Source organism: Pseudomonas sp. B1(2018) (assembly GCF_003097365.1).
Taxonomy (GTDB): domain Bacteria; phylum Pseudomonadota; class Gammaproteobacteria; order Pseudomonadales; family Pseudomonadaceae; genus Aquipseudomonas; species Aquipseudomonas laurylsulfatiphila.
On sequence record NZ_PYUK01000004.1, the window covers coordinates 231875 to 256778 of the forward strand.

The following is a 24904-nucleotide window of genomic DNA, read 5'->3' on the forward strand; positions in this document are numbered from 1 at the left end:
TGTGGCCGGGTATAACCCGGCGCTCTAAAAACAGGCGCCAGTATCGCGATGGTTTATTACAGAGCAGTGGCAATGTGATGTCATGTCCGTGACGATACAAAGCCGCCGTGAACCATTGAGTTAGAGCACTGTCGTCGCTTTGCCCGTGTGCAAAGTGGAGCGATAGGCGATACTCGCGGGGCTTTCACGCCATGAAGAGTGAGGACGGTGATGCCGTTGCAACGCCTGCAAAAACTGTCAGAAATCGCCCCGCAGACCTGGGATGCCATGGTGCCGGAGAGTCAGCCTTTTCTGCGTCACGCTTTTTTGAGCGCACTGGAAGACAGCGGCAGTGTCGGACCCCATTCCGGCTGGCAGCCCGAGCATCTGCTGCACGTTGAAGGTGATCGCCTGATCGCCGCGCTGCCCGGTTATCGCAAGTGGCATTCCTACGGCGAGTACGTGTTCGATCACGCCTGGGCCGATGCCTGCGAACGCGCCGGCATCGATTACTACCCCAAACTGTTGAGCGCGGTGCCGTTCAGTCCTGTGACCGGGCCGCGGCTGTTGGCGGCCACGGTCGAAGACGGTTTCGAACTGTTGAAAAGCCTGCCGGGTTATCTGGAACTCGAAGGTCTTTCCAGCGCCCACATCAACTTCACCGATCCATTCACCGATGCGGCATTGAGCGAGCAGCCTGGCTGGCTGCAGCGCGTTGGCTGTCAGTATCACTGGCAGAACCGCGGGTACCGGGATTTCCAGGACTTCCTCGACGTGCTCAGTTCGCGCAAGCGCAAACAGATGCGCAAGGAGCGCGAGCAGGTGGTCGGCCAGGGTTTCGAGTTCGAATGGCTGGAGGGGCGGGAGCTGAGTCAGGCGCAATGGGATTTCGTCTATGCCTGCTACGCCAATACCTACGCGGTGCGTCGGCAAAGGCCGTATCTGACGCGGGAGTTTTTCAGCCTGTTGGCCGAACGCATGCCGGAGTCGATTCGCGTGGTGCTGGCCAGGCAGGGTTCACGCCCAGTGGCGATGGCGTTCAGCCTGGTGGGGGGCGACAGCTTTTATGGCCGTTACTGGGGATGCCTGGCGGAGTTCGATCGCCTGCATTTCGAGACCTGTTTCTACCAGGGGATGGACTACGCCATCGTCAACGGTTTCCAGCGTTTCGATGCCGGTGCGCAAGGCGAGCACAAACTGATTCGTGGATTCGAGCCCGTCATTACCCATTCCTGGCACTACCTGCGGCATCCGGGGTTGAAGGCGGCGGTGAAAGACTTTCTGGAGCAGGAGCGGCTGGGGGTGCTGGCTTATGCAGAGGACGCGAAGTCAGCCTTGCCTTATCGACAAGGCTGATCTTCACCGTAGGGCGTGTCAGTTGTCTTCCTTGCCCAGCCAGCGATACAGCACGCCGCCGACCACTGCGCCGAGCAGGGGCGCGACCCAGAACATCCACAATTGTTGAATCGCCCAGCCACCGACGATCAGCGCCGGGCCGGTGCTGCGCGCCGGGTTGACCGAGGTGTTGGTGACCGGGATCGAGATCAGGTGGATCAGCGTCAGCCCCAGGCCGATGGCGATCGGCGCCAGTCCTGCCGGTGCACGTTTATCGGTGGCACCGAGGATGATCAGGATGAACATCGCGGTCATCACCAGTTCACAGACAAATCCTGCGGCCATCGAATAGCCGCCGGGCGAGTGTTCGCCATAGCCGTTGGATGCAAGCCCTCCCGCCAGTTCGAAACCGGGTTTGCCGCTGGCAATGAAGTACAGCAGGGCGGCTGCAATCACGCCGCCAATGACCTGGACAATGATGTAGGCTGGCAATTCACTGGCCGGAAACCGCCCACCCACCACCAGGCCGAGGGATACCGCAGGATTGAGATGACAGCCGGAAATATGGCCGATGGCGAAGGCCATGGTCAGTACGGTCAGGCCAAACGCGAAGGACACCCCGAGCAAGCCGATCCCCACCTCTGGAAAAGCCGCTGCCAACACCGCACTGCCGCAACCACCCAATACCAGCCAGAACGTACCTACCAACTCAGTCGCCGAACGTTTTAACAGAGACATAAGAGAGTGCCCTTTCGAGATTATGCTGCCTTGAGCCTCCAGCCGATGGACTGCAGAACCACCTCCAGAACGTTGCAGTGAGTACAGCACGGTTTTTTCAGAATTCCAGCAGGTACAAAAAACCGCCAGGCCCCGTTGTTGACGGGGCCTGGCGGTTTTTTGGAGGCTATCGGTCGCGCCAATCCCTGTGGGAGCGGGCTTGCTCGCGAAGACGGAGTGTCAGTCAGCATCGTTGTTGAATAATCTACCGCATTCGCGAGCAAGCCCGCTCCCACAGGTTTTGTGGCCGCAGCAATGCTCAATCGATCCCGACAAACCCACCGGTCTGGTGTTGCCACAACCGCGCATACAAGCCGCCATGGGCGAGCAACTCGGCGTGGGTTCCGGTTTCGGCGATCTTGCCGTTCTCCAGCACCACCAGCCGGTCCATCCGGGCGATGGTCGAGAGCCGGTGAGCGATGGCAATCACGGTCTTGCCCTGCATCAGGGTTTCGAGGCTTTCCTGGATCGCCGCTTCGACTTCCGAATCCAGCGCAGAGGTGGCCTCGTCCATGATCAGGATCGGCGCGTCCTTGAGCAGCACACGGGCAATGGCGATGCGCTGGCGCTGGCCGCCGGAAAGTTTCACCCCGCGCTCACCGACATGGGCATCGAAACCGGTGCGGCCTTCGGCGTCCGACAGTGCAGGAATGAAACCGTCAGCCCGGGCCTTGTGCACCGCTTCCCAGAGTTGGGCATCGGTGGCGTCCGGTTTGCCGTACAGCAGGTTGTCACGGATCGAGCGGTGCAGCAGGGAGGTGTCCTGGGTGATCATGCCGATGCGCTCGCGCAGGCTTTCCTGGCTGACGTCGGCGATGTTCTGGCCGTCGATCAGGATACGTCCGCCTTCGACGTCGTACAGGCGCAGCAGCAGGTTCACCAAGGTCGATTTGCCCGCGCCGGACGGGCCGATCAGGCCGATTTTCTCGCCAGCCTTGATGGTCAGGTTGAGGCCGCCGATGATCCCGCTCTGTTTGCCGTAGTGGAAGTCCACCTGCTCGAAACGCACTTCGCCACGGGCCACCGCCAAGGGTTTGGCCTGGTCGCGGTCGGTGACGCTGACCGGTTGCGAGATGGTCTGCAGGCCGTCCTGCACCATGCCGATGTTTTCGAAGATGCCGGTCACCACCCACATGATCCAGCCGGACATGTTGACGATGCGGATCACCAGACCGGTGGCCAGGGCGATTGCCCCCACGCTGATCAGCGACTGCGTCCACAGCCACAGGGCCAGGCCGGTGGTGCAGACGATCAGCAGGCCGTTCATGCTGGTGATGACCACGTCCATGCTGGTGACCACGCGGCCGGCCAGTTGGGCCTTCTCGGTCTGTTCCTTGATCGCTTCGCGGGCGTATTGCTGCTCGAAGTTGGTGTGGGCGAACAGCTTCAGGGTGGTGATGTTGGTGTAGCCGTCGACAATCCGCCCCATGAGTTTGGAGCGTGCATCGGATGCCACCACCGAGCGATCCTTGACCCGTGGCACGAAGTACCAGAGGGCGCCGATGAAGGCGAAGATCCACGTCAGCAGCGGGATCATCAGGCGCCAGTCGGCTTCGGCGAACAGCACCAGCGAACTGATGGCGTAGATCAGCACATGCCACAACGCATCCACCGCTTGCACGGCGGAGTCACGCAGCGAGTTGCCGGTTTGCATGATGCGCTGGGCGATGCGCCCGGCGAAGTCGTTCTGGAAGAAATTCAGGCTCTGCTTGAGCACATAACTGTGGTTCTGCCAGCGGATCATGCTGGTCATGCTGGGGCTCAGGGTCTGGTGCACCAACAGGTCATGCAGGCCCACGAATATGGGGCGCAGCACCAGCGCCACCACCACCATCCAGGTCAGTTCGAGGGCGTGCTCGCGGAACAGATTGGCGTTCGGCGTGCCTTGGGCCAGATCGATGATGCGGCTCAGGTAGCTGAACAGCGCTACCTCGATCAATGCACCAATCAGGCCGACGATCAGCAGGGCGGCGAAGCTCGGCCAGACCTGCTTGAGGTAATAGGTATAAAAAGGGAAAACCCGGTCCGGCGGAGACGCCGTCGGTGCTTCACGGAAAACATCGATCAGTTTTTCAAAGCGGCGATAAAGCATGGGGCGTTCGCCCGCGAGCGGGCTCTCCTTTTAACGTTTTGAGCGTTGCCGGCAAACACCGGCAACGGCTCGGACATCCTTGTCCAGCTTAGTCTCAGTCGATGCGCTTGGCCGACTTGATGAACACCGGGTCGGCCGGCACGTCCTTCATGCCGCTACGAACGGTGGTTGGCGAATTGACGATGATGTCGACCACGTCCATGCCTTTGACCACTTTGCCGAACACGGCGTAGCCGTCACCCTGGTCAAGGAAGTCGTTGTCCTTGACGTTGATGAAGAATTGGCTGGTGGCCGAGTCAGGCACGGAAGTGCGGGCCATGGACAAGGTGCCGCGAACGTTGACCAAACCGTTGTTGTGTTCGTTCTTGATCGGCGCCTTGGTTTCTTTTTGTTGCATCTGTTGAGTGAAACCGCCGCCCTGAACCATGAAGCCGGGGATCACGCGGTGGAAGATCGTGTTGTTGTAGAAGCCGCTGTCGACGTACTCAAGGAAGTTCTTGGTACTGATCGGCGCCTTGACCGGGTCCAGTTCGATTTCGATCTGGCCGTTGGTGGTTTCCAGCAAAACGTGCGGCGCCTTGGCGGGCGTTGCGGCCATCAGGTTGGCGGCAAACAGGACGGTGCCAGCGGCGAGGGCGATTTTTTTCAGCATGGGTCAGTGATCCTGAGTGGTGGTGTCGACTGCAGTCAGAAAATCCAGCAGCGTTTGGTTGAAGTGTTCCGGCTGGTCCAGCGGCGTGGCGTGGCGTGAATCGGCGATCACCACCAGCCGCGCATCGGGCAGCAGTCTTACGTAGTTTTCCTTCAGCGCCACCGGTGTGTAGTCACGGTCGGCACTGACGATCAGGGTTGGACAGGTGACCTTCGAAAGTCGTTCCTGGACCCCCCAGCCAACAATGGCATTGAAGCTGGCGAGATAAGCATGTTTGTCGTTTTTTGCCCAGCGTTCGGCCATTTTTTGTCGCAAGTCGGCCTGCTCGGACTTCGGGAACAACTTGCTGCCCAATGCCTTGCCGATGGTGCGCAGGCTGAGTGCGTGCATCAGGCTCCAGCGCTTGAACCACTGCCAGTAATCGTCGCGGCTGCGCAGTTTGACCTCTGGCGCACTGTTGACGATGCACAGGCTCTTGAGCAGTGTCGGCTGGTCCACACCCAGCTGGAAGCCGATCATGCCGCCCATGGACAAGCCGACGTAGTGTGTCGGGCCGAGATTGAGGTGCTCGATCAGCGCGATCAGGTCGGCGCTGAAACCGGCAATGCTGTAGCGCTCCCGGGGTTTGTCCGAACGGCCGTGACCGCGTACATCCGGGACGATCACCCGGTAGCGGGTGGCCAGTGCCGGGATCTGCCTTTCCCAGTCCAGGGTGCTGGAACCGAGGCCGTGGACCAGCAGCAGCGGCGTGCCGTGGCCATATTCCTCATAGTGCAGGTTGCAACCTTCGTGTTCGAAATAGGCCATGCATACACTCCGTGTCAGGCTTGTTCGGGGGCGGCGAACGGGGCGTCCAGTGGTGCGGTGTCAAAGGTGCGCAGCAGTTCGATGAGAATCTGCGTGGCCGGTCCCAGCGGTTTGTCCTTGTTCGAATACAGGTAAAAGCTCGGGTTGCGGCTACCGCCCTGATCCAACGGTAGCAGCTTGAGCGTACCTTCCTTGAGTTCCCGTTCGATCAGGTGCCGGGGCAGCCAGGCAAAACCCAGGCCGCTGCTGACGAAGGTCGCGGCGGTGGCCAGGCTGCCGACGGTCCAGCGTTGTTCGGCCCCGAGCCAGCCGACGTCCCGTGGTTGCTGGCGGCCCGAGTCGCGGATCACCACTTGCATCTGGCTTTCCAGGTCCTGGAAGCTCAGTTCGCGGTTGAGGCGGTGCAGGGGATGCTCGGGGTGGGCGACCGCAACGAACTCGACGTCGCTCAATTCCGCACCCAGGTAACCGGGAATACTGAAGCCGGTGATGGCCAGGTCGGCCACGCCTTCGAGCAGGACTTCCTCCACGCCCGACAGCACTTCCTCACGCAGGCGCACCCGGCAGCCACGGCTTTGCGGCATGAACGCGGTCAAGGCACGGACGAGGCGGGCGCTTGGGTAAGCGGCATCGACCACCAGGCGCACTTCGGCCTCCCAACCCTGTTCCATGTGGTGGGCCAGGTCTTCGAGTTGGCTGGCCTGTTTCACCAGTTGCCGGGAGCGGCGCAACAGTACGCCGCCGGCTTCGGTCAGCACGGCCTTGCGTCCGTCGATGCGCAGCAACGGCACGCCGAGCTGATCCTGCATGCGTGCCACGGTGTAGCTGACCGATGATTGCGAGCGATGCAGCGCCTCGGCGGCCTGGGCGAAACCACCGTGATCGACCACGGCTTGCAGCGTTCGCCATTGATCAAGGGTCACGCGGGGCGCTTTCATGTTGAGCTCCTCTTGTCCTAAGCTGGCAACCCTTACTGGAGGCTGCTGAATGAAAAAAATCTGTTGTGTGCTGCTGGCGCTGCTGCCGCTGACGGCGATGGCTTACCCGATCGATGTGAAGAAAGATCTCAACGGCATGAAGATCGATTACCAGACCTACGACACGGATAGCGACATCGGCTCCATCCAGGTGGCCAACTACGGCGACGTCGATGCAAGCTGCAAGGCCGTTTTCATCAATGGCCCGGAAGCCCCGCGTACCCGCAAGATCGACGTACCGGCCGGCAAGCACAAAAATGCCACCGCCAAATTCAGCCGCAACATCATCAAGCTGCGCATCGAGCTGAGCTGCACCCCGAAGTGATCTCGATCTCCTGTGGGAGCGGGCTTGCTCGCGAAAGCGTTTTGTCATTCGAAATATTATTTGCCTGACTCGGCGCCTTCGCGAGCAAGCCCGCTCCCACAGGGTATGTTGAGCTTATAAACGAATTTATTGATGGGTTATAGCAGTTATTTGCGCTTTTTCATCGATATGACTCTGTTTAACCTTCACTCCATCGACCTACAGCATTCTCAGATGGAGGCTACATCCGATGTCCCGCGTTCTGATCATCGAAAGCAGTGCACGTCAGCAAGACTCGGTTTCCCGTCAACTGACCCAGACCTTCATCAGCCAGTGGAAAGCCGCTCACCCGAATGACCAGATCACTGTCCGGGACCTGGCCGTCAAGCCGGTGCCGCACCTGGATATCAACCTGCTGGGTGGCTGGATGAAGCCCGCCGAGCAGCGCAGCGACATCGAACAGGCGTCCCTGGAACGCTCCAACCAGTTGACCGATGAATTGCTCGCCGCCGATGTACTGGTCATGGCCGCGCCCATGTACAACTTTGCGATCCCCAGCACCCTGAAAGCCTGGCTCGACCACGTGCTGCGTGCCGGTGTGACCTTCAAGTACACCGAAACCGGTCCGCAAGGCCTGCTCACAGGCAAGCGCGCCTACGTGTTGACGGCTCGTGGCGGCATCTATGCCGGCAGCACCGCCGATCACCAGGAACCGTACCTGCGTCAGGTCATGGGCTTCATCGGCATCCACGACGTGACGTTCATCCACGCCGAAGGCATGAACCTGGGCGGTGACTTCCAGGAGAAAGGCCTGAACCAGGCGAACGCCAGGCTTGCGCAAGTGGCCTGACCCGTTAATCGCCAGATAATCGCTGGATGGTCTAGTGACCTGGCGCAACCCTTCAAGCCTGTACGCGCATCGAACCTCCCTTCGCACTTTTTGCTCCTGAGTGCTCTGGCCCGATTGAACGCTTTAGCGAGATCGGGCTTTTTTTTGCCTGTGATTTAACAAGCACCTAAAAAACCTGTGGGAGCGAGCTTGCTCGCGATGACTGAGTGTCAGTCGACAATGATGTTGACTGATCCACCGCTATCGCGAGCAAGCTCGCTCCCACAATGGATTTTTGTATTGTTTGGGGGTTCGCGATCAGTAGCAAAACCCGCTATCGTCGCCGCCATTCGAAACGAGGCGAGCATGGGCTATCTACTTTTTGTCACGCTGATCCAGGCATTTTCCTTCAGTTTGATCGGCGAATACCTGGCCGGTCATGTCGACAGTTACTTCGCGGTGCTGGTGCGAGTGCTGCTGGCAGGGCTGGTGTTCATTCCACTGACCCGTTGGCGCTCGGTGGAGCCGGCGTTCATGCGCGGCATGCTGCTGATCGGTGCCTTGCAGTTCGGCGTGACCTACGTCTGTCTGTACTTGAGCTTTCGCGTACTGACGGTGCCGGAAGTGCTGCTGTTCACCATCCTCACGCCGCTACACGTGACCCTGATCGAAGATGCGCTGAATCGTCGCTTCAATCCCTGGGCCCTGGTCGCGGCCCTGGTGGCGGTGGCGGGGGCGGCGGTGATTCGCTTTGACCGGATCAACCCGGATTTCTTCATGGGGTTCCTGTTGCTGCAACTGGCCAACTTCACCTATGCCGCCGGGCAGGTGCTGTACAAACACCTGGTCGCCCGCCATCCGAGCGATCTGCCGCATTACCGACGTTTCGGCTACTTCTACCTGGGTGCACTGGCGGTGGCGTTGCCGGCGTTTCTATTGTTCGGCAAACAGAACTTCCTGCCCGAAGCGCCTTTGCAATGGGGCGTGCTGCTGTTCCTCGGCCTGGTCTCCACTGCGCTGGGTTTGTATTGGTGGAACAAGGGCGCGTGCATGGTGAATGGCGGGACCCTGGCAGTGATGAACAACCTGCATGTGCCCGTGGGCTTGCTGATCAATCTGCTGATCTGGAACCAGCATGAAGAGCTGGGGCGATTGTTGCTCGGCGGTTCGGTGATTTTGCTGGCGGTGTGGATCAGTCGGTTGGGCATCAGCAAGGGCACACAACCTGCGTAGGAGCTGCCGCAGGCTGCGATCTTTTGATCTTGAAATCAAAAGATCGCAGATGGGACTGAAGGACCTGCAGGCAGATATTTAGCGGGTCAGCCATGGACAGCTGTACTAAAGGAATACCTGCATGAATTCTGCGAACACAAATGTGCTTCTCCTTAAACGCTTATGTTTAATGCTCTTTTTTGTTGTGTCGCCGTCTTTTTTGTTGGCTGATGAAGCGCAAGTAAAAGATTGGGTAGGTCTAACTGTCAATGATCTTTCTGTCATCCGGCAACTGATAGTTGACTCTCATCCGGGTGCTATAGACAGTAAAAATGAGGCTTTTGCAGACTGGGTTGAACGGGGTTATCTGGAAGCCAGTCAGCTGGCGAAGCGTGTCAATTCAAGGAAGGACTCTCAAGCCGTACTTGATTTTTACATCGCAGGTTTCAAGGATGGGCACGTAGGGCTGAATCAACCTGATAAAGGGAGTTCTTCCTGGGCAGGTTTCATTTTGGATATGCGAGGTCAGAGTTTCGTTGTAAAGCACGTCGCAAAAAATTGGCCTGTCCCGCTACCACCGATTGATTCCAAGGTTATATCGTGTGATAACAAATCAGTTCGCGAGATACTGGAGAGCGAAATATCTCCTTATGTTGATCGTAGACTTGATCTGAAGTCGACCTGGTTGCATTTGGCTAAGCAGTTAACTGTCGAGGATTCCAATCATCCTGTGTTGGCGAGGGACTTGTCAAAAAGCTGTCTGGTTGCTCTTCCAAATGGAGTAAGACAAAACTTTACGTTGTTATGGCAAGAAGATTCCGGGCAATTGGAGGCTTTCCTGCGCCAACCCCAACCACCCCAAACGCTCAAGAATCTGGGAGGCGGGCGATATTGGGTACATGTATCCAACTTCATGCCTTCAGCAGCGGAAAATGCCTCCCTCGATAAAATGCTCGACGTCATCAAGAGTCTCGATGATGCCAACCTGGTTGTGCTTGATACACGAGGCAATCGCGGCGGTAACAGTTTAGTGGGGGCTGAAATACTGTCTGCTCTGTTAGGCTCGAAATGGGTAAAGAGCCTGGATGAGTCATCTCGTGCGTATGCGATGTGGCGAGTTTCGCCTTTTGCACTTTCAACGCTCAATAACGCTCTCACGACCATGGAAGGCGACTATGGAAAAAATAGTGAAGCTTATAAATTTGTTTTTAGTTTAACCAAGTCGATGGAGCTCGCATTTCACGAAAAGAAAGACTGGTTGCGTCAGCCCAGCACTTCCTCGGTCGATCAAGAGGGTTCGAGAGGAGACGATACCCAGGGTTTTAAAGGTAAGCTTGCGTTGGTGACTGACTCATTTTGCGCGAGTGCCTGTCTCGACTTTGCGGACGTCGTTCTTGCTGTTCCGGGGGTTGTCCATTTGGGGTTACCAACGAGCGCTGATACGCTTTATATTGATATAGGCGCTCAAACGCTGCCGAGTGGTGCCGAGTTCTGGCTACCGTTAAAGGTATGGAGAGGCCGAGCGCGAGGAAATAACCAGGCTTATGATCCCCGGTTTGTTTTTGAGGGGGATATAAACGATACGGCGGCCGTTCAAAAGTGGGTTCTTGATCACTTATGAACGGATCGGCGCCACTCCTCAATCGCTCGGCATTACATGATGTGTTTTTCCGGCTCGGGAATATGGCTTGCGCCCAACACCGCCGGTAACAACCCGGCTCTCAAATCCGTCCCGCTCGGCTGCTGATACAGGCTCAACCCGAACTCCGGCAGCACCGCCAGCAGGTAGTCGAAAATATCCCCCTGGATCCGCTCGTAGTCGGCCCACGCTGTGGTGCGGGTAAAACAGTAGATTTCCAGTGGAATGCCCTGGGCCGTGGTCTGCATCTGGCGGACCATGCAGGTCATGTTCGGCTGGATCCCCGGATGACTCTTCAGGTACGCCAGCGCATAGGCGCGCAAAGTGCCGATGTTGGTCATCCGCCGGCGGTTGGCCGACATGGCCGCGACGTTGCCCTGGGCCTCGTTCCAGGCCTTGAGTTCGGCCTGCTTGCGGCTCATGTAGTCGGTGAGCAAGTGCACCTGGGACAGCTTCTGCTCCTCGTCGTCGCGCAGGAAGCGCACGCCGCTGGCGTCGATGAACAGGCTGCGCTTGATCCGGCGGCCACCGGAAGCCTGCATGCCGCGCCAGTTCTTGAACGACTCGGACATCAGGCGCCAAGTCGGAATCGAGACGATGGTCTTGTCGAAGTTCTGCACCTTGACCGTGTGCAAGGTGATGTCCACCACATCGCCGTCGGCGCCCACCTGGGGCATTTCGATCCAGTCGCCAACCCGCAGCATGTCGTTGCTGGTCAATTGCACGCTGGCGACGAACGACAGCAGCGTGTCCTTGTACACCAACAGAATCACCGCCGACATGGCACCCAGGCCCGAGAGCAGCAACAACGGCGAGCGGTCGATCAAGGTCGCGACGATGATGATCGCGCCCAGCACGTACAACACCAGTTTCGCCAGTTGCACATAGCCCTTGATCGAGCGTGTGCGGGCGTGTTCGGTGCGGGCGTAGATGTCCAGCAGGGCATTGAGCAGGGCGCTGACCGCCAGCAGCAGAAACAGGAAGGTGAAGGACAGGGCGACGTTGCCGAGGAAATTCAGACTGGTCTTGCTCAGGTTCGGCACCAGATTGAGACCGAACTGGATCACCAGCGAAGGCGCGATCTGCGCCAGGCGATGGAACACCTTGTTCTGCAGAAAATCATTGACCCAGTGCAAGGCCGGTTGGCGACCGAGCATTTTTGCCGCGTGCAGGATGAGGTAGCGCGCCACCCGTCCGAGGAACAGCGCAAGGGCCAGCAACAGCAGCAGCGCCAGGCTGGAATGTACGAGCGGGTGCTGGTCGAGGGCACCCCAAAGGTCCAGGGCGTTGGTCCAGAGCTGTTTGATATCCATGGTTGAAAACGATTCTTCTGTAGGGCGCGAGAGGGGATTAGAGCATTTAAGACGCTTTGTATTACGTTTCGGGAAAAATCAGGCAACAAAAAACCAACTGTTTACCGCCATTTGCATAAAGAAACTCGGCCTGAGCGCTCGAAACCGTTACCCTATGCAGCTGTTTTTTTGCATTTCTTCGAGGTAGCACCCGTGTTTTCCCAATTCGCCCTGCACGAACGCCTGCTCAAAGCCGTGGCCGAGCTGAAATTTGTCGAGCCAACGCCTGTGCAAGCCGCGGCCATCCCGCTGGCGCTCCAGGGGCGTGACCTGCGGGTGACGGCGCAAACCGGTAGCGGCAAAACCGCTGCATTCGTTTTGCCCATCCTCAACCGTCTGATCGGCCCGGCGAAAATCCGCGTCAGCATCAAGACCCTGATCCTGCTGCCGACCCGCGAACTGGCCCAGCAGACGCTGAAGGAAGTTGAACGCTTCTCGCAGTTCACCTTCATCAAGTCCGGCCTGATCACCGGCGGCGAAGACTTCAAGGTCCAGGCCGCGATGCTGCGCAAGGTGCCGGACATCCTGATCGGTACGCCGGGCCGGATGATCGAGCAACTGAACGCCGGCAACCTCGACTTGAAAGAAGTTGAAGTCCTGGTGCTCGACGAAGCCGACCGCATGCTCGACATGGGCTTTGCCGAAGACGTGCAGCGTCTGGTGGACGAATGCACCAACCGTCAGCAGACCATGCTGTTCTCCGCCACCACCGGTGGTTCGGGCCTGCGCGAGATGATCGCCAAGGTCCTGAACAACCCTGAGCACCTGCAGCTCAATGCAGTCAGCCAGCTCAACGACACCACCCGCCAGCAAATCATTACCGCTGACCACAACCAGCACAAAGAACAGATCGTCAACTGGCTGTTGGCCAACGAGACGTACCAGAAGGCTATCGTCTTCACCAACACCCGGGCCATGGCCGACCGTATCTACGGCCGCCTGGTGGCGCAGGAATACAAAGCGTTCGTGCTGCACGGCGAGAAAGACCAGAAGGATCGCAAACTGGCGATCGACCGTCTGAAGCAAGGCGGTGTGAAAATCCTCGTGGCCACCGACGTCGCCGCTCGCGGCCTGGACGTTGACGGCCTGGACCTGGTGATCAACTTCGACATGCCGCGCAGTGGCGACGAATACGTGCACCGTATCGGTCGTACCGGCCGCGCCGGTAACGATGGCCTGGCCATCTCGCTGATCTGCCACGGCGACTGGAACCTGATGTCGAGCATCGAGCGCTACCTCAAGCAGAGCTTCGAGCGCCGCACCATCAAGGAAGTCAAAGGCACCTACGGCGGACCGAAGAAGGTCAAGGCCTCGGGCAAGGCTGTCGGCGTGAAGAAGAAAAAGACCGACGCCAAGGGCGACAAGAAGAAAACTGCCGCCAAGACCCCGACCAAGCGCAAGAGTGCCAACCGGCCGAAGAGCGACTCCCTGGTCAGCAAGGACGGCATGGCGCCGCTCAAGCGCCGCAAGCCGGAAGCGCCAGCGGCTGAGTAAGTCGCTGTAAGCGACCCAGGAAAAACCCGGACAGTGTCCGGGTTTTTTTATACCTGGCGTCTATCAGCTTTCGGTTTTCTTCTCGGCAGCGCCCAGCTCCTTCAAGCGCTGGTCGATCAACTGGCACTTGTCCGGCAAGTCTTTCGAGGCAGTGCCCAGATCCATTTTTTTCAACTCGTCATTGATCTCTTTGGCCTTGGTCGGGTTCTGCTCGGTGAGCTTGGCCACTTCCTGGGCCAGTTGTTCGCGTTTGGCGGTGGCTTCCTCGGGCGTGCAGGCCCAGGCGGGCAGGGCACAAGCGAGGGAAGCGGCGAGAGTGAGCTTCTTCAGCAGTGATTTCATGGGGGTGGGCCTCAGTTCCGGTCAAGGCGGGTTATCCGGTTGAGCGCTGGCCCTTTGGGAAAGTTCAGTCTGTGATATTTGCGTGGGTTGTCAGGGGCCCTTCGCGGGCAAGCCCGCTTCCACAGGTTTTGTGAACAACACGGAAAACTGTGGGAGCGGGCTTGCCCGCGAAGGCCGCGCCTCGTTGCCTGGGTCTATCCACCGTGGCAGCAACTCGATTTCGCCTGTTCCTCATATTTGTCATGGTGGCGCACCCACTCCATGATCTCCTCCTCGTTGCGCCCCTTGGGCGTCAGGTCCAGATAGTTGTAGGCGCCGACCAGCATGTCCAGCCCCCGCGCATAGGTGGAGTAGGTGTGGAATATTTCGCCGGCTTCATTGCGATAAAACACGCTGAGACCGGGGAGTTCTTCCTCGGCGCCGTCGGTTTTTTCGTAGTTGTACGTAGCCTTTCCTGCGGCGACCTCTTCGGCCCGGGCACAGACGCCAAAGTCGTAGTTGAAGTCGCATCCTGCCGACGACACCCAGTCGAACTTCCAGCCCATGCGCCGCTTGAACGCCTGGAATTCGGCGAACGGTGCGTGGGAAACCGCCACCACTGCAATGTCGTGGTGGGCCAGGTGCTGGTTGGCGCCGTCGATGTGATCGCTGAGGTACGAGCAACCGGGGCAGCCCTCGTCCCAGCCCTCGGCGAACATGAAGTGGTAGATGACCAATTGACTGCGGCCGCCGAACAGGTCCGCCAGTTTCAGTTCGCCATTGGGCCCCTGGAAATGGTAGTCCTTGTCGATTTTCACCCAGGGCAGGGCGCGGCGTTCGGCGCTGAGTTTGTCCCGTTCCCGGGTGAAGGCTTTCTCGTGGATCAGGTGTTGTTTGCGGGCGGCGAGCCATTCTTCCCGCGACACGACGGGGTGATTCTGGATGTTCATGTTGTTTTCTCCTGCGTGGGGCTGGGAGGTGACGTACACAGCCTAGTCGTTTGGCTTGTGTGGAATTCGACATACCGCCGGTCGGTCATCGGTGAAAGGTCGTCTGAACGGCTGTCGGGCGTACCGGTCACAACCTGTAAGGCCCGCTCAATTGCTCGGGCATCCATCGAACGGACACCGGAGGTTGAATCAGGATGACGACTTACAACTGGGACTTGATTGAGCGCTTGCTGCATGAAGTGCAAAACAGCGCGGGCCACAACTTCACGCCGCGGCCTTACGCCGAACAGCATGCGGCACAGAAGGCCGCGGAAGGCGAGACGATTGAAAATCTTGATCACTTGAAAACGGTGGCTGGCGAGTACGAAAAGCTGCTGCTGTTGCGTGGCTATATCGAGCCACGGCCGGAGGACGAAGGTGGCACGGGTGCCAATTACATTTTGACGGCGCGGGGTTCGCGTTTATTGAGCCTGCTCGACAGCAGTATTCCCGGTAATGATCACCCGCGGCAGGTGCTCGATGAGCAGGAGGATGCGCTGGATGAAGCGACATTCGATGAGGTGGCGTCGAAGGCGCAGATTGCCTGATGTACGCGTACACCCTGTGGGAGTGAGTTCCCACAGGGGGGGGGCGCTTAGCCTTGTTTCGCCGCTTTCAGGCACTTCAGATCACTGAAATCCTTCCTCACACCCTCGATTTTCTTCAGCAGACGCTCACGCTGGCTCGGTGTGCTTTCAGCCATCAGATCCACGAACAGCGAACGTGCCTGGGCCTCGGTGTTGGCAAAGGCCTGACGATAGGCGGGCGTCCACAAACTCTCGCGATTGATCAGAAGTGTCTCGATTCTTTGTGGGAATTGCGGACTGTGGCGTTGCGCAACGGCCGCGCTGAACTGTTTCTGCCAATGGACACGATTGGCCAGCCATTGCGTATTCTGATCACCCAAGGCGCTGGACCATGCGGCGACCCGCTGGTGCTGGGTGTTGTTCAGTGGGCCGAGCCAGTCGTTCAGGCGCTTCTCCATACGCGCGCTGCGCTCCTTGATCTGCTGGTCGAGTGTGGGCTTGAGGTATTCCTCCTGGCGTTTGCGCCGGTCCTTGGCGAAGGCTTCATTCATATCGGCGACTTGCTTGTCATCCAGACCTTGCAGCAACTCGATGGCCGACGGGGTGATTTCCCGCGCGGTCTCGGTGATCGCCTCTTCGGCTTCGTGGGCGCGGGCCTGCAAGGCAGCATCGGTGACCTGGTTGGTCGTGATCATGGTTTGCAGGCGGTCCAGCCAGTCGAGGTAGCCGGGCAGTTGGGTGGTGCAGTGCCAGCTCAGGTGTTCCTTCAGGCGTTCGTCCAGCCAGCTCTTTTGCTCGCCGTTCATGTCCAGGTAGTCGCTGAGCGTCCACGGGATGATCACATCGAGATTGCGGTAGGCCAGGCCCACGCGGCTGCACGCGCCGAGGGCGAGGGTAACGGTCAACACGACGGCGATATGTGTGAGCCAGCGGGACATGGGCGAATCCTTGCGAAAGCCAGTCTTCGGGGTCTGATTCTCTTGTGAACCCGGGAGGGGGCCGGCAGTTCAGCCGATCAATAGAACGCGTGTTCGGCCTTGAGCGTCACCAGCCCGTCGCATTGGCTGTTGTGCCCGGCATAGGCCGAGCAACCGCTGCCGCTGAGGCTGGAGTCACTGTAGATCAGGTCGAGGTCGATGCCCATGAACGGGCGGGACAATTTCAGTGACCAATCGGTAAAACTGCCTACATACCCGCCATCCACCGCCACTGGCGTATTGAATTGGTGGGTGGTGTATTTCAGGCTGATGCCGACACCGAACGGTTGATTGCCGCTCAAGTCAGCGAACAGGGTGTTGTTCTGTTTGTCCGGGTCATTGCTGAAGGCGATGCCGAAACGGCTGCCGAGCAAGGTCAGGCCGCCGAACAGTTCCTGACTGTCAGGGGTGGTGACTTCGGGGTAGCTGTAGCGGATCAGGCCCACTTCGTAGCCGAGGGTTTGGTCGAAGGGTTGTTTAAAGCCCGCGTAGGAGTCGATCTCGAGGTCTTTCCCCGGGCTGATGCCCATGCTGGGTGACCATTGGCCCACGTAGAAACCGCTGTCGTGGCTCAGGTCCAGGCCTCCGTGGAACGAGCCGACGGCCGAAGGTTTGACCAGGCCCTGGGCCATGCTGCGGGTGGGGGTGGTGCCGAGCTTGAGATCGAAGGCACCCAGCTCACGCTGAAAGATTTGTGCGTGTGCAGCGGAGCAAACCAACAGGCCGCCGAGCAATGCCGATAAACAGAAAGGTTTGAACATGCGTCACTCCATGAACAGCGAGGGCAGGCTGGCGAGCCCGCTGAAACGCTTGATCCAGACGCGTGCAAGGATACCGGCGAATGATCGGCAGCGAAGGCCGTTCGTCGATTTCGATGGATTTTAAGGGGGCGGAGGGAGTGACGAGGGTTCCAGTCCAAGCGCTTCGAGGCTCAAAGCGCTTTGGGACCAGGTGACGCGAGGGGGTTACTTTTTGCCCAGGGTGATCTGCTTGGACGGGCCGAACGTCTGGCCGCTGACGCCTTTGGCAATTTGCTGGATTTCACCGCCGGATTTGAGAAACGCTGCGATCTGGCTGTTGATCGACTCGCTGGTTTCAACGGCTGGAGCTGGCTTTGCTTTGCTGGTGGATGCTTTTACGCGCATGGCGGCCATTAACCTGTAGAAAATTAACTTGGCCAGGCATCGTACAGGAATTACCAGGTAATTGCTTGGCAAATATCCCCTCGCAATAATCCTGAGGTCGGGGTAATCAGTCCTCGGACACTATTCGAAATATACGTCTAAGCCGCTGTTTTAAATAAGAACATGCCTTGAAAAATGCCGAGTTACGCTTGTCTGGGCATGGCGTAAATGCCCGGATCGGCCTGACGAGCGGCCAGGCATGCGATGAAAGCCCGTGAAAATCAAGGCCTTCAGAGGATTTTCTCGCGCCACCGGGCCGGGGGCCGAACGCGGCGCTTAAAACCGGGTAGAATGCCGCCCACGCAATGAGGGTATTGGACATGGCTTTAGTCGGGCGTTACAACAGTTTACAAGTGGTTAAACACACTAACTTCGGTTTATATCTGGACGGTGGCGCGGATGGCGAAATCCTTCTGCCAAATCGTTATATTCCAAAAGATATTCCTAGCGAAGATGAAGACTGGCTCAACGTTTTTATATATCTGGACAGCGATGATAAACTCATCGCCACTACTGAAAAGCCGAAAGTTCAAGTGGGTGAATTCGCCAGTTTGAAAGTTGTTGAAGTCAACAGCATCGGCGTATTCCTGGACTGGGGTTTGCCCAAGGATCTGTTGCTGCCGTTCTCCGAAGAGAAGCGTCAGATGACGGCGGGCGAGTATGTGGTGGTACACGTCTACCTCGACAAGCACACCCGCCGCATCACCGCGACTGCGCGCCTGGACCGCTACCTGGACAAGACCCCGGCCAACTATACGGCTGGCCAGGAAGTGGACTTGCTGGTGGCCGAGGCCACGGACATGGGCTTCAAGGCCATCATCAACAACAAGCATTGGGGCCTGATCCACAAGAACGAAATCTTCAAGTTCATGCGCGCCGGTAAAGAAGAAAAGGGTTTCATCAAGGAAGTTCGCGCCGACGGCAAGATCAGCCTGAGCCTGCAGCCGGTCGGCCAGGAAGCGGCCACCAGCCTGAACTCGAAGATCCTCGCCAAGTTGCGTGAAAACAACGGCACCCTGGCCGTGAGCGACAAGAGCGATCCGGCGTTGATCAGCAGTCTGTTCGGTGTCAGCAAGGGCAACTTCAAGAAGGCCATTGGCGCGTTGTACAAGAATGGCCAGATTGTCATTCATGCCGATCGCATTGATCTGAGTTGATCCCACTCTGCCCCTGTAGGAGCTGCCGAAGGCTGCGATCTTGATTTTAAGGATCAAAAGATCGCAGCCTTCGGCAGCTCCTACAGGGTTATTTCCGGTGTTCTGGTTGATAATCGCCAGCCGGGGTTTTGCTTTTACTGCCGAGTCTTTGCCATGGATTGTGTCTTCGAGGTGTTCCGGTGAGCGCCACCCGGCGCAGTACCGACGGGTTCGCCCTGCAAGTGATGGTCGGGTTGTGCCTGATTTGGGGCGTTCAGCAGGTGATGATCAAGTGGGCGGCGGCCGATATCGCGCCGGTGATGCAGGCGGCCGGGCGTTCCGGCATGTCGGCGTTGCTGGTCGGGTTGCTGATCTGCTGGAAGGGCGGCTGGAACCAGGTGAGTACGACCTGGCGCGGCGGTCTGCTGGCCGGTGCCTTGTTCGGCCTGGAGTTCTTCTTCATTTCCGAAGGCCTGCAACTGACCACGGCGGCGCACATGTCGGTGTTCCTCTACACCGCGCCGATCTTCACGGCATTGGGTGTGCACTGGTTATTGCCCAGTGAGCGTTTGCGCCCCCTGCAATGGCTGGGGATTGTCCTGGCCTTTATCGGCATTGCCATCGCGTTTGCCGGCGGGGTGTCCTGGGACAACCTTGATTACCGCATGTTGATGGGCGATGCCTTGGGGGTGCTGGCGGGGGCCGCCTGGGGCGCGACCACGGTGGTGGTGCGCGCCTCGCGCCTGTCGGAAGCGCCGGTGACCCTGACGCTGTTCTATCAGTTGATTGTCGGTTTCTTCGGTTTGCTGTTGATCGCGCTGCTCAGCGGCCAGATCACCCATGTCAGCCTGACCACCGTGGCGGTCACCAGTGTGCTGTTTCAGGGCGTGGTCGTGTCGTTCTTCAGTTACCTGGTGTGGTTTTGGTTGTTGCGCCGTTACCTGGCGGCGAACCTTGCGGTGTTTTCGTTCATGACGCCGTTGTTTGGCGTCACCTTTGGTGTCGTGCTGCTGGGCGAGAAACTGAGCCTGAACTTCATCCTCGGCGCCGTGCTGGTGTTGGCGGGCATCACCTTTGTCAGCGCCGAGCAGTGGCTGCGCCGTCGTTTGCGCAAAGCTCTGGGGCAGCGCTGACCGGCGTGAGCAACAGACCGCCGGCGATCAGCAAGCCGCAGCCGGCGACCACCAGTGCCGGCTGCAAGCCGCCACTGAAATGACTGCTGAGCGCCGCCAGCAATGGCCCGCTGAGCTGGCCCACGGCAAAGCAGGCCGTCAGCAGGCCGGCATTGCGTTGGGTGGCATGGGGGGCCAGTTCCCGGGAACGCTGGATCACCAGTTGCATGCAGGCCAGGAACGGCGTGCCACACAGGATCACACCCAATGCCAGCCCCGGACCGTTGGCCAGCAGGCAGGCGAACACGCCAGCGGCTTGCAGCCATAACGTTGCCATCAACCAGCGCCGCGTAGCGCCCGCTTTTTGGCGACGCAGACTCACCAGCACCACACCCGTAGCCGCCGCAAGTCCGAAGCACGGCCAGAACAGGTCGGCCTGCCATTGACCCTGGAATTGCGCATTGGCCATTTGCGACAGGAAGGTCGCCGGGATGATGTAGCCCAACCCGTACAAGCCGTAGATCAAGCCCAGGCGAGCGATGCCTTGAGTGCCCGATGCACTGGCGCCAGGCGCAGCGGTCGCGGTTGCGCTCGTTTGCGGCAGGAACGGCAGAACCCCCAGCAGCATCGCCAACCCCGCGGCGGCGTACACCAGCCACAAGGTGGCGGAAGTCTGCCCCAGCAGATTGGAGCCCAGGGCCAACAAACCTGTGAGAAAAATCCCCAGGCCCGGTCCGGCGAAGACCAGGGCGCCGAGCCGGGGACGACCGGCCGCTGCCGCGAGCGGCTGGCTCAGTGCGGTGATCATCACCAACACCCAGGCGCTGGCCACACCGGTGCCGAAGCGCAGCAGCAGGTGCGACCAGAACCCGTTGGCCCAGAACGACGCCAGGGTCAGCAATACGCAGAGCCACAACCCGCCCAGCAAGCGCCGGCGCACTTGCGCGGGACGCCGGGAAAACATGGCGTCCACCGCACCGATGAAATAACCGAGGTAGTTGGCGGCGGCAATCAGCCCGGCGGCGGTCAGGTCGATCTGACCTTCGCTGAGCAGGTGTGGCAGTTGCGGCGTCAGGGCAAAACGGCCGATGCCCATGGCCATCATCAGGGCAACGAAACTGGCGGATAAGCGAATCAGGGGAGACATGGTCTGGATACCGTTCAGAGGATCGATGACCGTCAGGCTAGGGCTGATTGACTTTCTTTAAAAATGAATAATAGTGAGTAACTTGTTCTTTTTTGGAGAATGTCGTGGAGTTCAGCCAATTACGCATCTTCCAGGCGGTGGCGGAGGAAGGGTCCATCACCCGGGCCGCTGAACGGCTGCATCGAGTGCCGTCGAACCTGTCGACCCGGCTCAAACAGCTGGAAGAGCAACTGGGTGTAGAACTGTTCCTGCGCGAGCGTCAGCGTTTGCAGCTGTCGCCTGCGGGAAAAGTCCTGCTGGACTACACCGCCAAGCTGTTTGCGCTGCGCGACGAAGCCAGCGCGGCGGTGCAGGGCGGGCAACCGGCGGGCGACTTCGTGCTCGGCACCATGTACAGCACGGCCGCTATTCACCTGCCGGGGCTGTTGGCGCGCTATCACCGCTTGTATCCGGCGGTGAACCTGCAAGTGCAATCCGGTCCCAGCGGTGAGTTGCTCGAAGGCCTGCTCACCGGTCGGCTCGATGCGGCGCTGGTGGATGGCCCTATGGAGCTGGCCGGGCTCGACGGTGTGCCCTTGTGCGACGAGCGCCTGGTGCTGATCAGCGAGGCCGATCATCCGCCCGTGCGCAACGCGCTGGATGTGGAAGGTCGCGCGGTGTTCACCTTTCGCCAGGGCTGCTCCTACCGCATGCGCCTGGAGGCCTGGTTTGCCCATGACCATGCGGCGATGGGCCGGGCGATGGAGATCGAGTCCTATCCGGGAATGCTTGCGTGTGTGATTGCCGGTTCCGGTGTGGCGCTGATGTCGGAGTCGATGCTCGCCAGTTTGCCGGGCCGCGAGAGTGTGGCCGTGCACCCGTTGGCCGAACCGTTTGCCAGCGCGACCACCTGGCTGATGTGGCGCAAGGGCATGGTCGGGGCCAACCTGAATGCCTGGATCGAGCAGCAGCAGGCGGTTTTTCCGCAGGCGCCGGTGCTGGCGCGGGAAATTGCCTGAACGCCGGCTGATTGTGATGGATTCAGTAACAGATCATTGCGACTTTGCACGAGCATTGCGTAGGACTTCGGACTATTATCAGTGCGAAGGGGCTACAGAATTTTGGCCGCTCGGCACTACCCTGAAGGGGGCACCATGAAAGAGAAAATCCAAAACTGGCTGCATGACCTGGGCGTGGCGCTCGGCTTGATCGAACCGCCTCTGCAACCCGTGCCTGTTCGTACTGACGACGAGCAACGTCGGCGCCAGCAACGACGCCGGTAATGGCTCCGGATCGCCAGTGAGAGGGGCTTGTGTGGTGAGGGGGCTTGCTGTGGCGAGGGAGCTTGCTCCCGCTGGGCTGCGAAGCAGCCCCAAATAGTCACTGAGTTTTAGCAGGTCATTGGATTGCAGGTTTTGCGACTGCTGCGCAGTCGAGCGGGAGCAAGCTCCCTCGCCACAAAGTGCAATGCTCGCCACTCAGCCTCAATACCGCCCAATCTCCAGCAAAAACCGGCTCAAATCATTCACCGTCCTGGCGGTCTTGAGCATCCGGTCTTCTTCCACGGTAAACGCCGTCACACCCAGTTCATCTTCCAGATGGAAGATCAACTCTTCGATATCTTTTTTGTCCAATCCCAACTGCGCCAGGCTGGCGTTGTCGTCGAAGTCATCCCGGCCTTCCAGCAGGCGGCTGATGTAGCGATGTACGACAGCACGAAGGGCGGCTTCTTTCATGATCGTTCTTCGAGGAAGTGGGTGCAGTTCTCCCTGCCGGTGCAGTCCCTGCCGTTGAGTACAGCAGGCTTTAGCCGTGTGAGCGTTGCCATTCGTCAATCATGCCGCGCAAATGCTCTCCGGAAAAACTGCCGAAATGCCCGCCATGCACCGTACGGATCGGCAGTGCATGCAGACGTTGCAGGCTGCGTGCGTAGTCCTCGAGGTTGGAATGGTAGGCGTCTTCGATCAGTGGCCCGTCGTAGATGATGTCGCCGCTGAACAAGGTCTCGGTGGCGGCTTCGTACAGGCAGATGCCACCCGGCGAGTGTCCCGGCGTGTGCACGACCTGCAACACGCGGTTGCCCAGGTCCAGCACATCTCCATCTTCGACAAACCCCGTGGCCGGCGCGGCCTTGACCCGGTACTCGGCGTAGCACAGCGGGCAATCGGGGTGCGCCTCGAACATGTCGTCGCCGACAAAGGCTTTGCTCAAGTCGTTGTCGCCATCCGGCGCGGCCAGGATGTCCGCCTCGGCCGGATGCACCAGGCGCTCGGCGAATTCGTGATGACCGGCGATGTGATCGAAATGGCAGTGGCTGGCCACGGCCACCAGCGGCCGCTCGGTGATCCACGGCAGTTGTTCGCGCAGGCTGACCAGGCCCGAGCCGCTGTCCAGCAGCAGGTCCTTGTCACGGCCCTGGATGTGCCAGAGGTTGCAGCGGTAGAAAGGCCGGATGTACGGCTCGTGGATCAAGCGAATGCCGTCGCTGAGATGTTTGACTTCGAACCACTGGTCGCGGCTGACGATCTTCATAGGCAGTTTCCTTCAGACGAAAAAAAACGAGTGTGGCAACCGACGCCACACTCGTCGAAGAAAGCATCAAGTCGTTATGTTCAGCTTAGGCAGCGCTGGCCACTGCTGCCGTGCGGCGGGACAACAGGCTGACCAGCACGAAGCTCACCAGGCCTACACCGAGGCTGTAGTAGATCGGGGTGTTGGCATCCAGGCCGTCCTTGAACATGAACAGCAGCGCGGTGGCGAAGCCCATGCCCATGCTGGCGATGGCGCCGGCGGTGGTGGCGCGTTTCCAGAAGATCGCGCCCATCAGCGGGATCAGCATGCCGCCTACCAACAGGTTGTAGGCCAGGGTCAGGGCGCTGATCACGTCGTTGACCACCAGGGCGATACCCAACACCACAATACCGGTCAGCATGGTGACCAGACGGTTGAGGCCCAGGCTCGACTGTTTGCCGCCACGCAGTTTCGGCAGCAGGTCTTCGGTCAGGGTGGTGGCAGCGGCCAGCAGGCCGGCGCTGGCGGTGGACATCATGGCGGCCAGTGCGGCAGCGATCACCAGGCCACGGATACCGTCCGGCAGGGACAGTTTGACGATGGCGGCGAAGGCGTTGTTGACGTTGTCCAGATCCGGGATCAGTACGTGTGCAGCCATGCCGATCAGGGCGCAGGCCAGACCGTAGAGGATGCAGTAGATACCGGCAGCGGTACCGGCAACCTGAGCCACTTTGGCGGTCTTGACGGTGAACACCCGTTGCCAGATGTCCTGACCGATCAGGATGCCGAAGAAGTAGATCATGAAGTAGGTGATGATGGTGTCCCAGCCGATGGTGGTGAAGCTGAAGCTCGCCGCCGGCAGTTTCGTTACCAGCTCATCCCAGCCGCCGACGCGGTACATGCAGATTGGCAGCAGGATGAACATCAGGCCCACGGTCTTGATCACGAACTGGACGATATCGGTCAGGGTCAGGGACCACATGCCGCCAATGGCCGAGTAGATCACCACGACGCCACCGCCCAGCAGTACCGAGATCCAGAACGGCAGGCCGAACAGCACTTGCAGAACGGTGCCGATCGCCAGGATCGAGGTCACGCCGATCATCAGCGCGTAGGCCAGCATGATCACCGCGCTCGCCGAGCGGGCCATCGGGTTGTAGCGTTTTTCCAGCACCTGGGTAACGGTGTAGATCTTCAGTTTCAGCAGCGGTTTGGCGAGGAACAGGTTCAGCGCCACGATCCCGCAACCCAGCGCGGCACACAGCCAGAAACCGGAGATGCCATGCACGTAGCCCAGACGCACGGTGCCCACGGTGGACGCGCCGCCCAGAACGGTGGCAGCCATGGTGCCCATGTACAGGCTTGGGCCGAGGTTACGACCGGCGACCAAAAAGTCTTCGTTGGTCTTGGCCTTGCGCATGCCGTAATAGCCAAGCAGCAACATCGCGGCGGCGTAGATGAGTACAACGAATAAATCCAAAGCCATTATGGCGTGTCTCCGATTGTCTTTTTTATGCGAAACAAAGGCGTTTCTGTGGGGCTGCTCTTTGTGGGAGCGGGCTTGCTCGCGAA

26 protein-coding genes are annotated in these 24904 nt (G+C 59.3%); 11 read left to right on the forward strand and 15 right to left on the reverse strand.

The window, feature by feature from the left end:
* Positions 1–210 precede the first annotated feature (210 nt).
* On the forward strand, positions 211–1335 hold the full coding sequence (locus C9422_RS08190; protein ID WP_116580289.1) for a GNAT family N-acetyltransferase: 1125 nt from the start codon (positions 211–213) through the stop codon (positions 1333–1335).
* Positions 1336–1353: 18 nt separating this feature from the next.
* On the opposite strand, the gene aqpZ is transcribed toward C9422_RS08190, so the two are convergent.
* From aqpZ to C9422_RS08215, 5 genes are all read right to left on the reverse strand, one after another.
* The gene (gene aqpZ, locus C9422_RS08195) at positions 1354–2052 is read right to left on the reverse strand and encodes an aquaporin Z (protein ID WP_116580290.1); all 699 of its coding nucleotides are present in this window, start codon (positions 2050–2052) and stop codon (positions 1354–1356) included.
* A 298-nt stretch (positions 2053–2350) separates the two neighbouring features.
* The gene (locus C9422_RS08200; RefSeq protein ID WP_102698947.1) at positions 2351–4183 is read right to left on the reverse strand and encodes an ABC transporter ATP-binding protein; all 1833 of its coding nucleotides are present in this window, start codon (positions 4181–4183) and stop codon (positions 2351–2353) included.
* A 94-nt stretch (positions 4184–4277) separates the two neighbouring features.
* Positions 4278–4835, reverse strand: a complete 558-nt coding sequence (locus C9422_RS08205) for a peptidylprolyl isomerase (protein ID WP_095963783.1) — start codon at positions 4833–4835, stop codon at positions 4278–4280.
* 3 nt (positions 4836–4838) lie between these two features.
* The gene (locus C9422_RS08210) at positions 4839–5642 is read right to left on the reverse strand and encodes an alpha/beta fold hydrolase (protein ID WP_116580291.1); all 804 of its coding nucleotides are present in this window, start codon (positions 5640–5642) and stop codon (positions 4839–4841) included.
* A 14-nt stretch (positions 5643–5656) separates the two neighbouring features.
* On the reverse strand, positions 5657–6580 hold the full coding sequence (locus C9422_RS08215) for a LysR family transcriptional regulator (protein ID WP_007972479.1): 924 nt from the start codon (positions 6578–6580) through the stop codon (positions 5657–5659).
* A gap of 49 nt (positions 6581–6629) precedes the next feature.
* Between C9422_RS08215 and C9422_RS08220 the strand changes: the two genes are divergently transcribed.
* From C9422_RS08220 to C9422_RS08235, 4 genes are all read left to right on the forward strand, one after another.
* Positions 6630–6944 carry a hypothetical protein gene (locus C9422_RS08220; RefSeq protein WP_007972481.1) on the forward strand — a complete coding sequence of 105 codons (315 nt, stop codon included), beginning with the start codon at positions 6630–6632 and terminating at the stop codon, positions 6942–6944.
* A 229-nt stretch (positions 6945–7173) separates the two neighbouring features.
* Entirely contained in the window at positions 7174–7773 is a 600-nt protein-coding gene (locus tag C9422_RS08225) for an FMN-dependent NADH-azoreductase (RefSeq protein ID WP_116580292.1), read from the forward strand.
* Positions 7774–8118: 345 nt separating this feature from the next.
* Entirely contained in the window at positions 8119–8985 is an 867-nt protein-coding gene (locus C9422_RS08230; protein ID WP_116580293.1) for a carboxylate/amino acid/amine transporter, read from the forward strand.
* Between the two features lie 121 nt (positions 8986–9106).
* Complete coding sequence (locus C9422_RS08235; RefSeq protein WP_116580294.1) at positions 9107–10585, forward strand: S41 family peptidase; 1479 nt, start codon at positions 9107–9109, stop codon at positions 10583–10585.
* 32 nt (positions 10586–10617) lie between these two features.
* Here C9422_RS08235 and C9422_RS08240 read toward each other — a convergent pair whose 3' ends face one another.
* Positions 10618–11916, reverse strand: a complete 1299-nt coding sequence (locus C9422_RS08240) for a mechanosensitive ion channel family protein (RefSeq protein WP_116580295.1) — start codon at positions 11914–11916, stop codon at positions 10618–10620.
* A gap of 192 nt (positions 11917–12108) precedes the next feature.
* Between C9422_RS08240 and C9422_RS08245 the strand changes: the two genes are divergently transcribed.
* Complete coding sequence (locus C9422_RS08245; RefSeq protein ID WP_007972492.1) at positions 12109–13449, forward strand: DEAD/DEAH box helicase; 1341 nt, start codon at positions 12109–12111, stop codon at positions 13447–13449.
* A gap of 63 nt (positions 13450–13512) precedes the next feature.
* Here the strand turns inward: C9422_RS08245 and C9422_RS08250 are convergent, their stop codons facing one another.
* Complete coding sequence (locus tag C9422_RS08250) at positions 13513–13791, reverse strand: hypothetical protein (RefSeq protein ID WP_116580296.1); 279 nt, start codon at positions 13789–13791, stop codon at positions 13513–13515.
* Positions 13792–13985: 194 nt separating this feature from the next.
* Positions 13986–14720 (reverse strand): thioredoxin family protein, encoded by a 735-nt coding sequence (locus C9422_RS08255; protein ID WP_104450473.1) that lies wholly within the window; start codon positions 14718–14720, stop codon positions 13986–13988.
* Positions 14721–14914: 194 nt separating this feature from the next.
* On the opposite strand from C9422_RS08255, the gene C9422_RS08260 reads away from it, so the two are divergent.
* Positions 14915–15307, forward strand: coding sequence for a transcriptional regulator (locus C9422_RS08260; protein ID WP_116580297.1), 393 nt, complete (start codon positions 14915–14917; stop codon positions 15305–15307).
* Positions 15308–15354: 47 nt separating this feature from the next.
* Here C9422_RS08260 and C9422_RS08265 read toward each other — a convergent pair whose 3' ends face one another.
* The 3 genes from C9422_RS08265 to C9422_RS08275 form a co-directional block, all read right to left on the reverse strand.
* Positions 15355–16224 carry a DUF6279 family lipoprotein gene (locus C9422_RS08265; RefSeq protein WP_116580298.1) on the reverse strand — a complete coding sequence of 290 codons (870 nt, stop codon included), beginning with the start codon at positions 16222–16224 and terminating at the stop codon, positions 15355–15357.
* A 77-nt stretch (positions 16225–16301) separates the two neighbouring features.
* Positions 16302–17024, reverse strand: coding sequence for a TorF family putative porin (locus tag C9422_RS08270; protein ID WP_116580299.1), 723 nt, complete (start codon positions 17022–17024; stop codon positions 16302–16304).
* 204 nt (positions 17025–17228) lie between these two features.
* Entirely contained in the window at positions 17229–17417 is a 189-nt protein-coding gene (locus C9422_RS08275) for a hypothetical protein (RefSeq protein WP_015096330.1), read from the reverse strand.
* Positions 17418–17767: 350 nt separating this feature from the next.
* Here C9422_RS08275 and C9422_RS08280 point away from each other — a divergent pair, with 350 nt between their 5' ends.
* On the forward strand, positions 17768–18604 hold the full coding sequence (locus tag C9422_RS08280; RefSeq protein WP_007972500.1) for a S1 RNA-binding domain-containing protein: 837 nt from the start codon (positions 17768–17770) through the stop codon (positions 18602–18604).
* A 179-nt stretch (positions 18605–18783) separates the two neighbouring features.
* A complete protein-coding gene (locus tag C9422_RS08285) occupies positions 18784–19716 on the forward strand; it encodes a DMT family transporter (RefSeq protein WP_116580300.1) in 933 nt (310 codons plus the stop codon).
* Here C9422_RS08285 and C9422_RS08290 read toward each other — a convergent pair.
* The gene (locus C9422_RS08290) at positions 19661–20842 is read right to left on the reverse strand and encodes an MFS transporter (RefSeq protein WP_116580301.1); all 1182 of its coding nucleotides are present in this window, start codon (positions 20840–20842) and stop codon (positions 19661–19663) included. The genes C9422_RS08285 and C9422_RS08290 overlap by 56 nt on opposite strands.
* Before the next feature lie 104 nt (positions 20843–20946).
* Between C9422_RS08290 and C9422_RS08295 the strand changes: the two genes are divergently transcribed.
* Positions 20947–21840 (forward strand): LysR family transcriptional regulator, encoded by an 894-nt coding sequence (locus C9422_RS08295; RefSeq protein ID WP_116580302.1) that lies wholly within the window; start codon positions 20947–20949, stop codon positions 21838–21840.
* 135 nt (positions 21841–21975) lie between these two features.
* Positions 21976–22104, forward strand: coding sequence for a PA1414 family protein (locus C9422_RS32490; protein ID WP_007972508.1), 129 nt, complete (start codon positions 21976–21978; stop codon positions 22102–22104).
* A gap of 201 nt (positions 22105–22305) precedes the next feature.
* On the opposite strand, the gene C9422_RS08300 is transcribed toward C9422_RS32490, so the two are convergent.
* From C9422_RS08300 to C9422_RS08310, 3 genes are all read right to left on the reverse strand, one after another.
* Positions 22306–22557, reverse strand: a complete 252-nt coding sequence (locus C9422_RS08300; RefSeq protein ID WP_057715961.1) for a phosphopantetheine-binding protein — start codon at positions 22555–22557, stop codon at positions 22306–22308.
* A 70-nt stretch (positions 22558–22627) separates the two neighbouring features.
* The gene (locus C9422_RS08305) at positions 22628–23353 is read right to left on the reverse strand and encodes an MBL fold metallo-hydrolase (protein WP_116580303.1); all 726 of its coding nucleotides are present in this window, start codon (positions 23351–23353) and stop codon (positions 22628–22630) included.
* 85 nt (positions 23354–23438) lie between these two features.
* A complete protein-coding gene (locus C9422_RS08310; RefSeq protein ID WP_116580304.1) occupies positions 23439–24818 on the reverse strand; it encodes a sodium:solute symporter in 1380 nt (459 codons plus the stop codon).
* Between the last annotated feature and the right edge of the window lie 86 nt (positions 24819–24904).